General features: G+C 72.0%; 10 protein-coding genes. 9 read left to right on the top strand and 1 reads right to left on the bottom strand.

The genetic code is table 11. From position 1 onward, the window contains the following. The first annotated feature begins 109 nt into the window (after positions 1–109). From AB0C38_RS39510 to AB0C38_RS39470, 9 genes are all read left to right on the top strand, one after another. The gene (locus tag AB0C38_RS39510) at positions 110–1,594 is read left to right on the top strand and encodes an amino acid permease (RefSeq protein WP_360683100.1); all 1,485 of its coding nucleotides are present in this window, start codon (positions 110–112) and stop codon (positions 1,592–1,594) included. Then, positions 1,591–2,424 (top strand): urea amidolyase associated protein UAAP1, encoded by an 834-nt coding sequence (locus tag AB0C38_RS39505; RefSeq protein WP_360683098.1) that lies wholly within the window; start codon positions 1,591–1,593, stop codon positions 2,422–2,424. The genes AB0C38_RS39510 and AB0C38_RS39505 overlap by 4 nt, the downstream gene beginning before the upstream one ends. Beyond that, a complete protein-coding gene (locus AB0C38_RS39500) occupies positions 2,421–3,056 on the top strand; it encodes an urea amidolyase associated protein UAAP2 (protein ID WP_360683096.1) in 636 nt (211 codons plus the stop codon). The genes AB0C38_RS39505 and AB0C38_RS39500 overlap by 4 nt, the downstream gene beginning before the upstream one ends. Continuing rightward, complete coding sequence (gene uca / locus AB0C38_RS39495) at positions 3,053–6,580, top strand: urea carboxylase (protein ID WP_360683094.1); 3,528 nt, start codon at positions 3,053–3,055, stop codon at positions 6,578–6,580. Before AB0C38_RS39500 ends, uca begins: the two co-directional genes overlap by 4 nt. Further along, positions 6,577–8,166 (top strand): allophanate hydrolase, encoded by a 1,590-nt coding sequence (locus tag AB0C38_RS39490; RefSeq protein ID WP_360683092.1) that lies wholly within the window; start codon positions 6,577–6,579, stop codon positions 8,164–8,166. Before uca ends, AB0C38_RS39490 begins: the two co-directional genes overlap by 4 nt. A gap of 40 nt (positions 8,167–8,206) precedes the next feature. Further along, a complete protein-coding gene (locus AB0C38_RS39485) occupies positions 8,207–9,451 on the top strand; it encodes a hypothetical protein (RefSeq protein ID WP_360683090.1) in 1,245 nt (414 codons plus the stop codon). 42 nt (positions 9,452–9,493) lie between these two features. After that, complete coding sequence (locus tag AB0C38_RS39480) at positions 9,494–10,114, top strand: DUF998 domain-containing protein (RefSeq protein ID WP_360683088.1); 621 nt, start codon at positions 9,494–9,496, stop codon at positions 10,112–10,114. 130 nt (positions 10,115–10,244) lie between these two features. Continuing rightward, positions 10,245–11,435: a thiolase family protein gene (locus AB0C38_RS39475; protein ID WP_360683227.1), complete on the top strand. Its 1,191-nt coding sequence runs from the start codon at positions 10,245–10,247 to the stop codon at positions 11,433–11,435. After that, entirely contained in the window at positions 11,435–13,546 is a 2,112-nt protein-coding gene (locus AB0C38_RS39470; protein WP_360683086.1) for a 3-hydroxyacyl-CoA dehydrogenase NAD-binding domain-containing protein, read from the top strand. The genes AB0C38_RS39475 and AB0C38_RS39470 overlap by 1 nt, the downstream gene beginning before the upstream one ends. Here AB0C38_RS39470 and AB0C38_RS39465 read toward each other — a convergent pair. Next, positions 13,543–13,971, bottom strand: a complete 429-nt coding sequence (locus tag AB0C38_RS39465; RefSeq protein ID WP_360683084.1) for a hypothetical protein — start codon at positions 13,969–13,971, stop codon at positions 13,543–13,545. The two genes, AB0C38_RS39470 and AB0C38_RS39465, sit on opposite strands and share 4 nt — an antisense overlap. Positions 13,972–14,088: the final 117 nt, after the last annotated feature.

Raw genomic sequence — 14,088 nt, 5'->3', positions numbered from 1 at the left:
GACGGGCTGTCGGCCCGTCCGTTAACGAGGCCCTAACGCGCCGGAGATCATCACGTCGTGCCCGAGACCTAATTTCTGTCAAGCGATCGAAACCAGGTCAGGAGCCCGCATGTCCCCACCCGACGAACTCGCCGCCTTCGGTTACCGCCAAGAGCTTCGCCGGTCGCTGGGCGGGTTTTCCGCCTTCGCCGCCGGTTTCTCGTTCGTCTCGATCCTCACGACCGTCTTCCAGCTCTTCGGCTTCGGCTACACCTTCGGCGGCCCGCTCTTCTTCTGGACGTGGCCGGTGGTCCTCGCCGGCCAGCTGCTCGTCGCGCTCGTGTTCGCGGAGCTCGCCGCGCGCTTCCCGCTCGCCGGATCCGTTTACCAGTGGGCGAAACAGCTCACCAAGGGCTTCCTCGGCTGGCTCGCCGGCTGGATGATGCTGCTCGGCTGCGTCGTCGCGCTCGCCGCCGCGGCCATCGCGCTGCAGGTCGTGCTGCCGTCGGTGTGGGACGGCTTCCAGCTCGTCGGCGGCGACCCGACGGTGACGTCGCCGTCGGGTGCGGCCAACGCCGTCCTGCTCGGCACCCTGCTGCTCGTCTTCACCACCGCCGTGAACGCCGGCGGCGTGCGGCTGATCGCGCGGATCAACGACGTCGGTGTCGCGGCCGAGCTGGTCGGCGTCGTGGTGCTGGTGACCGGCCTCGGCCTGTTCGCCGTCCGCGGGCCGCAGGTGGTGCTGCACGACAACCCCGGCACGAGCGCCGGGATCGGCGGCGTGCTCGCTTCGGCGCTCATGGCCGCGTACGTCCTCTACGGCTTCGACACCGCCGCGTCGGTCGCGGAGGAGACGAAGAACGCGCGACGGGCAGCTCCGCGCGCGGTGCTGCGGGCCGTGCTCGTGTCCGGGATCGGCGGGCTGGCCGTCGTGCTCACGGCGCTGATGGCCGCGCCGAGCCTGACCGACGGGCAGCTCGCCGGCCACGGCCTGCCGTACGTGATCACCGCCGTCTTCGGTGACACCCTCGGCCGGGTCTTCCTCGCCGACGTCGCGGTCGCCGTGGTCGTCTGCACCCTGACCATCCAGACCGGCACCGTCCGGCTGATCTACGCGATGGCCCGCGACGGCGCACTCCCCGCGTCCACCCGACTTTCGTCGGTGAGTTCGCGCACGGGGACACCGGTCGCGCCCGCCCTGCTGTCCGGCGGGCTCGCGATCGGGCTGCTGCTGCTCAACGTCGGCAACCCGACGCTCTTCAGCACGATCACCGGGACGTCGGTGGTGGTCGTCTACCTGGCGTATCTCCTGGTCACCGGCCCCTTGCTGGTGCACCGGCTGCGCGGACGCCTCCCCGCCGAGCCCGGGTTGTTCTCCCTCGGCCGCTGGGGTGTTCCGGTGAACGCGGCGGCCGTCCTCTACGGCATCGCCATGATCGTGAACATCGCCTGGCCGCGCCCGGAGATCTACGACGTGACCGGTTCGGGCGCCGCCTGGACGCTGTTGTTCCCGATAGAGTTCGTCGGCGGCGCTCTGGTGATCGGCTGGCTCTGCCGGCCGCGCCCGCGTCGCGCTCCCGCCCTCGAACCCGCGCTTGAGAGAGGACGTCCATGAGCACCACCGCCACCCCCCACGGCGCCCGCGACCACGCCCGCGCCCAGGCCGGAACCGTGGTCGAAACGATGCCGTCGATCCCGGCGAGCACCTGGCCGACACCGCCGCCCGAGGTCGCGCCCGAGGCGCTGACCTGGGCCGAGACGGTGGCCGGGGGCGGCTACACGCACAAGGTGCTCGCGCGGGGCACGCGGGTGCGGCTGACCGACGTCGACGGCGACGCGTGCGCGCACCTGCTGCTGTTCAACGCCGAGGGGCCGTGGGAGCGGCTGAACGTCGCGGACACGGTGAAGGTGCAGTGGAACGCCTACCTCGGCGCGAAGGTGGCACTGCTGTCGGACCAGGCCCGGGTGCTCGCGACGGTCGTCGCGGACTCGAGCGGGCGGCACGACGCCCTGTGCGGGACGTCCACTGTGGACGGCAACACCGAGCGCTACGGCGACGGCGCCCCGCAGGGTCCCTCCCCCGCCGGGCTGCCGCTGTTCACCTTGGCAGCGGCCAAGAACGGCCTCGGGCCGCGGGACCTGCCGCCGAGCCTGTCGTTCTTCCAGGGCGTCCGGGTCCGGCCGGACGGCGGCCTGGACTTCACCGGATCGGCGGGCGCGGGCCGGTCGGTCGAGCTGCGGATCGAGCTCCCGGCGATCGTGCTCATCGCCAACGTGGCGCACCCGGTCGACCCGCGGCCGGACTACACCGTGACGAACCTCGAAGTGCTCGCCTGGCGCGACCGGCCGTCCACTCCGGACAGTCCGGAATGGACGCACTCGCCGGAGGCGCAGCGGGCCTTCGAGAACACCGCCGACTACCTGACCGCCCGGGGGATCGCATGAGCACGGCGTACCAGTCCCAGCTGGAGCTGACGTTCGACGTCGCCGCGCGCGCCCCGTTCTCCACCGTGCTGAAGCGGGGCAGCGAGCTGGCGATCATCGACCTGGGCGGCAACCAGGCCGTCGACTTCCTCTGCTACGACGCGAACGACACGGCCCAGCGCTACAGCGCGGCCACGACGATCGCCGCGCAGCACACCATCTTCCTGACCACGGGCAGCGTCCTGCGCACCCAGGAAGGCGCCCCGCTGCTGACCGTCGTCGCCGACACGTGCGGGCGCCACGACACGATCGGCGGCGCGTGCAGCAAGGAGTCCAACAGCCTCCGCTACGGCCAGCACACCCGCTTCCAGCACGCCTGCGTCGAGAACTTCCTCAGCGAGGGCGCGAAATGGGGGCTGGGCAAGCGCGACCTGGTCAGCAACGTCAACTGGTACATGAACGTGCCGGTCGAAGAAGACGGCACCCTCGGCATCGTCGACGGGATCTCCGCGCCGGGCCTCGAAGTCCGGGTGCGCGCCGAGACCGACGTCCTCGTGCTGGTGTCGAACTGCCCGCAGATCAACAACCCCTGCAACGGGTTCGACCCGACGCCGGTGCGCCTGGTCGTGACGTCCCCCGGAGGCGGCGAGTGAGGCTGCTCGTCGCCAACCGCGGCGAGATCGCGGTCCGGATCCTGCGCACCGCGCGGGAGCTCGGCCTCGAGACCGTCGCCGTGTACTCCGACGCCGACCGCCTCGCCCCGCACGTGCGGCTCGCCGACCGGGCCGTGCGGCTCGGGCCGGCGCCCGCCGCGGAAAGCTACCTGCGGGCCGGCGCGATCGTGGCCGCCGCGCTCGACACCAGCTGCGACGCGGTCCACCCCGGCTACGGGTTCCTCTCCGAGGACGCCGCGTTCGCGCGAGCCTGCGAGGACGCCGGGCTCGCGTTCGCCGGGCCGTCGCCCGAGCACCTGGAAGTGTTCGGCAGCAAGCACACCGCACGCGAGGCGGCGGTCGCCGCGGGCGTGCCGCTGCTCGCCGGCACCGGCCTGCTGTCCGATGTGGACGAAGCGGTCGCCCGCGCCGCCGAGATCGGCTACCCCGTGATGCTCAAGGCGACCGGGGGCGGCGGCGGGATCGGGATGCGCGCGTGCGCCACGCCCGACGAGCTGCGTGAAGCGTGGGACACCGTGCGGAGCGTCGCGGCCAAGAGCTTCGCGAACTCCGGGGTGTTCCTGGAGCGGCTGGTGCGCCGCGCCCGGCACGTCGAGGTCCAGGTGTTCGGCGACGGCTTCGGCGAGGTCCTGGCGCTGGGCACCCGCGACTGTTCCCTGCAGCGGCGCAACCAGAAGGTCGTCGAGGAGTGCCCGGCGCCGGACCTGCCGGACGCGATGCGGAAACAGCTCGTCGACTCGGCCGTCGCGCTCTGCTCGTCGGTGCGGTACCGCTCGGCCGGCACGGTCGAGTACGTCTACGACCCGGAACGCGAGGAGGCCGCCTTCCTCGAGGTCAACACCCGGCTGCAGGTCGAGCACCCGGTCACCGAGGCCGTCCACGGCGTCGACCTGGTCGCCTGGATGCTCCGGCTCGCGCAGGGCGACCGCGCGATGTTCCGCGCGGTGCCGGTCGCGCGGGGGCACGCCGTCGAGGCACGGGTGTACGCCGAGGACCCGAGCGCCGGGCACCGGCCGAGCGCGGGCCTCGTCACCCGGGTCGCACTGCCGCCGGGCACGCGCGTGGACACCTGGGTCGAGCCGGGCACCACCGTCACCACCCACTACGACCCGTTGCTGGCCAAGGTGATCTGCACCGGCACCGACCGCGCCGACGCGCTCGCGCACCTGCGGGAAGCACTGGCCCTGACCCGGGTGGACGGCGTCCGCACCAACCTCGGGCAGCTGCGGGCGGCGGCCGCCGACGCGGCGTTCGGCGCGGTCGCGCACGACACGTCCACTTTGGACGCCATCGAGGACGCCGAGGACCGGATCGACGTCGTGCGCGGCGGGACGATGACGACCGTGCAGGACTGGCCGGGCCGCACCGGCTTCTGGCGCGTCGGAGTCCCGCCGAGCGGGCCGATGGACGACCGCTCGCTGCGGCTGGGCAACCTGGCGCTCGGCAACCCCGAGGGTGCGCCCGGCCTGGAGTGCACTGTGGACGGTGTGACGCTCCGGTTTTCGCACGCCACCCACGTGTGCGTCACCGGTGCGCCGACGACCGTACTCGTCGACGGCGTCGAGGCTCCCTTGTGGACACCCGTCGAGGTTCCCGCCGGGGCTACGCTCGACGTCCGGGCGTGCACGGCCGGGCTGCGCAGCTACGTACTGGTTCGCGGCGGCGTCGACGTCCCGGCATTCCTCGGCAGCGCGGCGACGTTCACCCTGGGCAAGTTCGGCGGGCTCGGCGGCCGCGCGCTGGCCGCGGGCGACGTCCTGACTCCGGGCCCGCTGCCCGCGGACCCGGTCCTCGGCCCGGTGACCGACCGCCCGGAGTTCGCTCCACACTGGACGATCGGGGCACTCGAAGGCCCGCACGCGGCACCGGAGTTCTTCACGCCCGGCGACGTCGACACGTTCTACGCCACGGACTGGCAGGTGCACTTCAACTCCGCCCGCACCGGCGTCCGGCTCGTCGGGCCGCGGCCCGAATGGTCCCGCGCGGACGGCGGTGAGGCGGGCCTGCACCCGTCGAACATCCACGACACGCCGTACGCGATCGGCGCCGTCGACTACACCGGCGACCTGCCGATCCTGCTCGGCCCGGACGGGCCCAGCCTCGGCGGTTTCGTCTGCCCGGCGACGGTCGCCACCGGCGAGCGCTGGAAGCTCGGGCAGCTGCGCCCGGGCGACACCGTGCGGTTCGTGCCGATCGACACCGACCACGCGGCGGTGCTGCGGCGGCGGCCGGCCTCCGCGGTGACGTCCACCAGGAAGGCCCGCCACGACGGCGGGGTACTGGGCCGGCAAGCGTCCGAAGACGACGAACCGTCCGTCACCTACCGCCGCAGCGGGGACGACAACCTGCTCGTCGAGTACGGCGAGATGAAGCTCGACCTCGCCCTGCGGATGCGGGTGCACGCGCTCGGGGAACGGCTGGCGGCCGAAGGCGTCCCGGGGATCGTCGACTTGACGCCGGGCATCCGGTCGCTGCAGGTGCACGTCGACCCGGACGCGCTGCCCGTCGGCAAGGCGCTCGGGCTGGTCCGCGAGCTGGAACGCGACCTGCCGCCGACGCACGCGCTGGAGGTGCCGAGCCGCAGCGTCCGGCTGCCGCTGTCGTGGGACGACCCGGCGACGCGCGAGGCGATCGAGCGGTACATGACCGGCGTGCGCGACGACGCGCCGTGGTGCCCGTGGAACATCGAGTTCATCCGGCGCGTCAACGGGCTGGCAGGCGTGGACGACGTCTACCGGACGGTGTTCGACGCGGAGTACCTGGTCCTCGGCCTCGGCGACGTCTACCTGGGCGCGCCGGTCGCGACGCCGCTCGACCCGCGGCACCGGCTGGTGACGACGAAGTACAACCCGGCGCGGACGTGGACCGCGGAGAACTCCGTCGGCATCGGCGGCGCCTACCTCTGCATCTACGGCATGGAAGGCCCGGGCGGCTACCAGTTCGTCGGCCGGACCGTGCAGGTGTGGAACAGCTGGCACGGCGGCGAGCAGCCCTGGTGCCTGCGGTTCTTCGACCGGATCTCCTGGTACCCCGTGTCCGCGGACGAACTCCTCGACCTGCGGGCGCGAAGCTCGGCCGGACAGCTGGAGCTGGACGTCACCGACGGCACCTTCAAGCTGGCCGAGTACCAGCAGTTCCTGGCCGACAACGCGGACGGCATCGCCGGGTTCCGGGCGACGCAGGCGGCGGCGTTCGAGGCGGAACGGCGGGCGTGGGCCGCGGCGGGCGAGTTCGACCCGAAGCCGGAACCGGTGACGCTGCCACCGAAACGGGTCGAGGCGCCGCCGGGCGGGCACGTCGTCGAGGCGCCGTTCGCGGCGACGGTGTGGCGGGTGGACGTCGCGGCGGGCGAGCGCGTCGCGGGCGCGCAGTCACTGGTGACGCTGGAAGCGATGAAGACGGAGGCGCGGATCCCCGCGCCGTCGAGCGGTGAGGTGGTCGAAGTGCTCGTGTCCCCCGGTGACCAGGTCGCCCCCGGAACACCGCTGGTGGTGCTCGGATGAGCATCCTGGAACGAGTTCGCGCCGCGTACCGGCGGATCGAGCAGGTCGACCGGCCGGAGATCTGGATCGACCTGCGGCCGGAAGCCGAGGTGCTGGCCGAGGCCGCCGCGTTGGCGGAACAAGGGTTGCCGCTGTACGGCAAGCTCGTCGCGGTCAAGGGGAACATCGACGTCGCGGGACTGCCGACGACGGCGGGCTGCCCGGCGTACGCGTACAAGCCGGAGGCCGACGCACCGGTCGTTGCCCGGCTGCGGGCGGCCGGGGCGCTGGTGCTCGGCACGACCAACCTCGACCAGTTCGCGACCGGGCTGGTCGGGACGCGCAGCCCGTACGGCGCGGTGCGCAACGCCGTCGACCCGGCGTACGTGTCGGGCGGCTCCAGCTCGGGATCAGCGGTCGCCGTCGCGCTCGGGATCGCGGACCTGGCGCTGGGCACCGACACCGCGGGCTCCGGCCGGGTACCGGCGGCGTACAACGGGATCGTCGGGCTCAAGCCGACGCCCGGGCTGCTGCCGACCGAGGGCGTCGTCCCCGCGTGCGCGAGCATCGACTGCGTGTCGCTGTTCGCGCGGACGATCGAGGAGGCGACGTTCGCGCTGACCTGCCTGGCCGAACCCGCGCAGGTCCACCCGGGACGGTTCCGGCTCGGCGTGCCCGATCGCCTGGGACCGCTGGAAGCGGGCTGGTCGGAGGCGTTCGAGGCCACCGTCGAGGAGTACGCGGCGGCCGGCGCCGAAGTGACCACAGTAGACATGTCGGCTTTCCTGGAGGCGGCACAGCTGTTGTACGGCGGGGCGTTCGTCGCCGAGCGGTACACCGCCGTCGGCGAGTTCCTGGAAGCGCATCCGGACGCCGTGGACCCGGTGGTGCACGGCATCATCACCGGTGCCAGGGACATCCGGGCGCACCGGCTGTTCGCCGACCAGCAGACGCTGGCCGGGCTGCGCGCCGAGGCACTCTCGGTGCTGGCCGGTGTCGACGCGCTCCTCACCCCGACGACGACCGAGCACCCCACGATCGCCGCGGTCGCCGCGGACCCGATCGCGGTCAACGCGCGCCTGGGCCGGTTCACCAACTCCACCAACCTGTTCGGGCTCTCGGCGCTGGCGGTCCCGGCGGGCACGGTGGCCGGGCGCCCGTTCGGCGTGATGCTGGTCGGCGCCCCGCACGACGACCTGAAGCTGGCCGCGCTGGCGGGGTTGCGCGGCGAGCGGGTCCCGCTCGTGGTCGTCGGCGCTCACCTGCGGGGGCAGCCGCTGAACCACGAACTGACCTCCCGCGGCGGGCGGTTCGTCTCGGAAGTCTCCACGTCCGCGTCGTACCGGCTGTACGCGCTGGACACGGTGCCGCCGAAGCCGGGACTCGTGCGGGTCGCATCCGACGGCGTCGCGATCGCGGCGGAGGTGTGGGACCTGCCGGTGCGGGGCTTCGGCGAGTTCGTCTCGCGGATTCCCGCGCCGCTGGCGATCGGGAAGGTCGAGCTGGCCGACGGTTCGCGCGTGTCCGGGTTCCTGTGCGAACCGGCGGCGACCAAGGGCGCCGAGGACATCTCGGCGAAGGGCGGGTGGCTGGCGCACCTGGGATAAATCGGGTGCGCGCCGGTGCGACGCCACGCACACTGAGGTCGTGAACACCCTGCCCTGCGGCCATCCGGGCCGCATCGGCACCTTGCGCCTCTGCCCGCACTTGGCTGTCGAAGAACCTCCTCCGTCCACGCGCCACCTGACCGGCTTGGGCACGCGGTACGACCTGATCTGCGCGCTCTGCACGCCGGCCGCGCTGGTCGACGTCTGCGAGAGCTGCGCCGAGCGGGCCGACCAGCGGAGCTTTCCCTCGGGCTGGCACGGCGAGCCCGAAGTCCTGTTGCGGGACAAGGAGCTCGCGGGGAGCTGGGTGACCCGGCCGTGCCCGGTGACCCCGCTGAACGACGGCTGCCTCGCCGCGATGCCGGACGGCTGGCTCGCGCTCACTGCCGAGGGGTTCGTCCGGATCGACGGCGACGACCAGTGGCTCGTCGGGCCGGTCGAGCTGCCGGAAGAGACCTACGAGGACATCCGGGACATCCCCGACCGGCCGCGCCGCTCCCTGCACACCTCGCGCGACGGCCGGTACGCGGCCGTCGTCTCGGACTACGGCCAGTTCGCCACGGTCGTCGACCTGCTCGAGTGGTTCACGGTCGTCGACCTCGACCGAGACTGGAACGACAACGAGTTCACCCGGTTCCCGCTCGCCTTCCTCGGCGAAGGCGAGACGGCGAAGGTCGTCGCGGGCACCGACTGGAACCGCTTGGACGTCTTCGCCCTGCCCGGCGGTGAGGTGCTGACCGATCGCGAAACCGCGGCGCCGGACCACGAGCACTACCTCGACTACTTCCAGGGCGCGCTGCACGTGAGCCCGTCCGAGCGAGCGCTGGTCGTGGACGGCTGGGTATGGATGCCGGTGGGCGCGCCGGTGGTCGTCGACGTCGCGGCGTGGCTCGACGGCGACCCGCACGCGGCCGAGCACGGGCGGAGCCTCACCTCGCGTGACTGGGTGTGGGACCGGCCGATCGCGTGGCTCGGCGACACGACCGTCGCTGTCCAGGGCATGGGCGTGAGCGACGACCGGATGCTCGACGGCGTCGAGCTGTACGACGCCACAACCGGACGGCGGACGGGCATGTTCGCCGGACCCGCCGGCCCGATGTGGGCGCACGACGGGTTGTTGTACGTGCGGACCGAAGCAGGGCTGGAGGTCTGGGACCCGGCCGAGGGCGCCCGGATCGGGCTGGTGGCGGGCTTCCACCCCATCGCCCACAGTTCGGGCGCCTTCGCCGAGTTGCGTAACGATCAGCTGAGGATCTGGGTGATGGGCCTCGAACCGGGGCAGTAAACCGCCGATGACCTTGGTGAGGAACGCTCCCGGGAGGCGGCCATGACCACGGCGACCCGTGCCCCGCTCGTCCATTCGTACCTGTACCTGCGGCGCGCGATCGGGCTGATCGGGCTGGCGCTGCCGATTGTCCTGATCCTCGGCAAGCAGCTCGTCCAGGGCGGCGACCTGATCGGCTCGCTCAGCGGCTACTACTACACCGACCTGCGGAACGTCTTCGTCGGCGCGATGTGCGCGGTCGGGGTGTTCCTGCTCGCGTACTACGGCCACGACTACGTCGACAACATCGTGAGCACGGTGGCCGGGCTCGGCGCGATCGGGCTGGCGCTGTTCCCGACGACGCCGGGGACCGCCGCGACGACGTGGGACCAGACCTCCGGCGTCCTGCACCTCGCGTTCGCGGCGGTGTTCTTCCTGAGCCTGGCCTACTTCTGCCTCCGCCTGTTCCCGCACGACGGTGAGCAGCCGCCCGGCACGGGTGTCGTCTACCGCACCTGCGGCGTGGTGATCCTGGGGTGCCTGGTGCTCATCGTGGTGACCAGCTCGCTGGGCCTGGTGCCCCAGCTGCGCCCGGCGCTGTGGCTGGAGAGCGTCGCGATCTGGGCGTTCGGGGTCGCCTGGCTGCTCAAGGGACAGACGCTGACGCCCAAGAGTGTGCCGTAGCCCACTCGACCGGGCCACACCACTAGTTACCCACGGGTAACAAGGGCTATCGTGCGGACAGGATTTCTGTCTACTTCATGGAGCATTCGTGGCCGCACCAGCAACGCCGCTCGCGCCGAACGCGCGGGGCGTGCGCACCGTCGCCTTCGTCGAGGGGGTACGGACCCCCTTCGGCAAGGCCGGTGACAAGGGGATCTACGCCGGCACCCGCGCGGACGACCTCGTCGTCAACGCCATCCGTGAGCTGCTGCGGCGGCACCCGGAGCTGCCGCCCGAGCGCGTCGACGAGGTGGCCATCGCCGCCACCACCCAGATCGGCGACCAGGGCCTGACCATCGGCCGCACCGCCGCGCTGCTCGCCGGCCTGCCGAAGTCCGTGCCGGGCTTCGCCATCGACCGGATGTGCGCCGGCGCGATGACCGCCGTCACCACCACCGCGTCGGGCATCGGCTTCGGCGCCTACGACATCGCCATCGCCGGCGGCGTCGAGCACATGGGCCGCCACCCGATGGGCGAGGGCGTCGACCCGAACCCGCGGATCATCGCCGACAAGCTCGTCGACCCGACCGCGCTCGTCATGGGCCAGACCGCCGAGAACCTGCACGACCGGTTCCCCGCGATCACCAAGCTGCGCACCGACACCTATGCCGCGCGCAGCCAGGAGCGCTATGCCGAGGCCGTCAAGACCGGCAAGATCGGCCCCGAGCTGGTTCCGGTCGCCACCCGCTCGAAGGAGCTGGGCTGGGGCCTGGCCACCGAGGACGAGCCGCCGCGGCCGGGCACCACGCTCGAAACCCTGGCCGGGCTGAAGACGCCGTTCCGCCCGCACGGCCGGATCACCGCCGGCAACGCGGCCGGCCTCAACGACGGCGCGACCGCGTCGATCCTGGCCGACGAGGACACCGCCCGCGAGCTGGGCCTGCCCGTCGCGATGCGGCTGGTCGGCTACTCCTTCGCCGGCGTCGAGCCCGAGGTCATGGGCATCGGCCCGGTGCCGGCCACCGAGAAGCTGTTCAAGCGCACCGGTCTGTCGATCGACGACATCGGCCTGTTCGAGATCAACGAGGCCTTCGCCGTGCAGGTGCTGGCCTTCCTCGACCACTTCGGCATCGCCGACGACGACCCGCGCGTGAACCAGTGGGGCGGCGCCATCGCCTGCGGCCACCCGCTGGCCTCGTCCGGCGTCCGCCTCATGACGCAGCTGGCGCGCCAGTTCGCCGAGCGGCCCGACGTGCGGTACGGCATGACGACGATGTGCATCGGGATCGGCATGGGCGGCACCGTGATCTGGGAGAACCCGGCGTTCGAGGGGGCGAAGTAATGACTTTCACCGCTGAAGAAGCGAAGGCCGCGTTCCCGGACGAGGTCGTCACTGTTGCGACGACCCGTCTCGTGAAGGTGCCTGGGCTCGCCAAGCCCGTCGCCCTGATCACGCTCGACAACGGTCACGACCACACCCGGCCGAACACCTTCGGCCCGCAGGGCCTGGTGTCGCTGAACGCCGCGCTGGACAAGGCCTTCGAGGCCGAGCCGGCCGCGATCGCCGTCACCGGCAAGCCGTTCATCTTCGCCGTCGGCGCGGACCTCTCGGGCGTCGAGTCCGTGAGCGACCCGAAGCTGGCGCGCGAGATCGCCCAGACCGGGCACGACGTGTTCCGCCGCCTCACCGAGACGAAGATCCCGACGTTCGGGTTCATCAACGGCGCGGTCATGGGCGGCGGCCTGGAGCTGGCGCTGTCCTGCCACTACCGGACGCTCTCGGAGAACACCGCGGCGATCGCGTTCCCCGAGGTCTTCCTCGGCCTGTTCCCGGGCTGGGGCGGCACGCAGCTGCTGCCGAACCTCATCGGGCCGGACGCCGCCGTCACGGTGATCATCGAGAACGCGTTGGCGCAGAACAAGATGCTCACCGTCAAGAAGACGGCGGAGCTGGGCATCGTCGACGCCGTCTTCGGCTCGGCCGACTACCTCGAGCAGTCGCTGCTGTGGCTGGCTCGCGTGGTCAACGGCGAGATCACGCCGGCTCGCTCCGAGATCGACCGCGGCTCCGGGTGGGACGCCGCCATCGCCCGCGCCAAGTCCCTTGTGGACGGTCGCACGCACGGTGCGTCGCCGGGCGCCACCAAGGCCGTCGAGCTGCTGGAGCTGGCCCGCGAGAACGATCTCGACCGTGGCTATGCGGCCGAGACCGACGGACTCGCCGAGCTGCTCATGTCCGACGTCCTGCGCGCCGGGCTGTACTCGTTCACCCTGGTCAACAAGCGCGCCAAGCGCCCGGCCGGCGCGCCGGACCGGAACCTGGCGCGCAAGGTGAACAAGGTCGGCATCGTCGGCGCCGGCCTGATGGCCAGCCAGCTCGCGCTGCTGTTCGTGCGCCGCCTCAAGGTGCCGGTCGTGCTGACCGACGTCGACCAGGCGCGCGTCGACAAGGGCGTCGGGTACGTCCACGAGGAGATCGACAAGCTCCTGGCCAAGAAGCGCGTCTCCCCGGACGGCGCCAACCGGCTCAAGGCGCTGGTCTCCGGCTCGCTCGACAAGGCTGCCTTCTCCGACGCCGACTTCGTCATCGAGGCCGTGTTCGAGGAGCTGGGCGTCAAGCAGCAGGTGTTCGCCGAGCTGGAGCAGCACGTCTCCCCCGAGGCGATCCTCGCGACGAACACCTCGTCGCTGTCGATCACCGCGATGGCGTCGAAGCTGCAGCACCCCGAGCGCGTGGTCGGCTTCCACTTCTTCAACCCGGTCGCCGTGCTGCCGCTGCTGGAGATCGTCCGCGGCGAGCAGACCGACGACGCGTCCCTGGCGACGGCGTTCTCGGTCGGCAAGCAGCTCAAGAAGTCCAGCGTGCTGGTGAAGGACGCGTCGGCGTTCGTCGTCAACCGGCTCCTGCTGCGCTTCCTCGGCGAGGTGCTGGTCACCGTCGACGAGGGCACGCCGTTCGAGGTCGCCGACAAGGCGCTGGAACCGCTCGGCCTGCCGATGACCCCGCTGACGCTGATGCAGCTCGTCGGCCCGGCCATCGCGCTGCACGTCGGCGAGACGCTGCACGAGGCGTTCCCGGACCGGTTCACGGTGTCCGACAACCTCGCCAAGTTCGTCAAGGCGGGCAAGAAGGGCGTCTGGATCTGGGACGACCAGGGCAACCAGTCGCCCGACCCCGAGGTCGTTTCGCTGTGGACGCAGGGAGCTTCTCCGTCCACTTCGGACCAGGTGCGGGAGCGAGCGCTTTCCGCCATCGCCGAGGAGATCCGGATCATGCTCGACGAGGGCGTGGTCGCCGAGGCGCAGGACATCGACCTGTGCCTGATCCTCGGCGCCGGCTGGCCGTTCTGGAACGGCGGCATCACGCCGTACCTGGACCGCTCCGGCGTGTCCGAGCGCGTGAACGGCAAGCCGTTCCTCGCCCCGGGCGTCGCCTCGGTCCCGGCTCGCTAGTACTCGCCCTCTCTCGGGCACTTCGGCGGCGGCGCGGTGAGTTTCAGCCGCGCCGCCGCCGCGTCCGAGTCGATCACCGTCACCCGCTCGGCGGTCCGGAAGCGCGCGTGCAGCTCCTGCGCCCAAGCCTTCAGGTCGGTGCCCGGGACGGCGAGCAAGGAGATCGACGGCGGGTCCACGAACACCCGCCGCGCCGTGGGGTTGTCGCGGAAGGACGGCACGGCCGCCCGCATTGCGGCGTCGTCGGGGAAGACCAGGACGACCGCCGCGCACAGCGTGTGCCCGGCCAGCGGGGCCGGGTTCGTGTCCACCGGCAGGTCGGGCGGGCGCTTCAGGGCCGCGACGCCGAAGGCCAGCCCCACCCCGGCCGCCAGCGCCAGCGCGAAGACCGGGACCACGACGCGGACCAGCGGTTTTTCCTCCACGCGGAAGATCACAGCACACGTCGGCCGCCGGGACACCGGTTCGAGGCCTTGTGCTGGTGCGTGAACCCCCATTTGGTGGACGGGTGGTCGTGAGTGGGAAACAGTGTTCCAACCCGG

The organism is Amycolatopsis sp. NPDC048633 (genome assembly GCF_040650695.1).
Classification (GTDB): domain Bacteria; phylum Actinomycetota; class Actinomycetes; order Mycobacteriales; family Pseudonocardiaceae; genus Amycolatopsis.
The sequence above is the reverse complement of the archived record's forward strand: the minus strand, read 5'-3'. Positions and strand labels throughout refer to the sequence as shown.

Excerpts from the sequence above, each read along its gene's own strand:
- AB0C38_RS39490 (WP_360683092.1), top strand. The coding sequence starts at position 6,577 with ATGAGCATCCTGGAACGAGTTCGCGCCGCGTACCGGCGGATCGAGCAG.
- AB0C38_RS39510 (WP_360683100.1), top strand. The coding sequence starts at position 110 with ATGTCCCCACCCGACGAACTCGCCGCCTTCGGTTACCGCCAAGAGCTT.
- AB0C38_RS39500 (WP_360683096.1), top strand. The coding sequence starts at position 2,421 with ATGAGCACGGCGTACCAGTCCCAGCTGGAGCTGACGTTCGACGTCGCC.
- AB0C38_RS39480 (WP_360683088.1), top strand. The coding sequence starts at position 9,494 with ATGACCACGGCGACCCGTGCCCCGCTCGTCCATTCGTACCTGTACCTG.
- AB0C38_RS39505 (WP_360683098.1), top strand. The coding sequence starts at position 1,591 with ATGAGCACCACCGCCACCCCCCACGGCGCCCGCGACCACGCCCGCGCC.
- AB0C38_RS39470 (WP_360683086.1), top strand. The coding sequence starts at position 11,435 with ATGACTTTCACCGCTGAAGAAGCGAAGGCCGCGTTCCCGGACGAGGTC.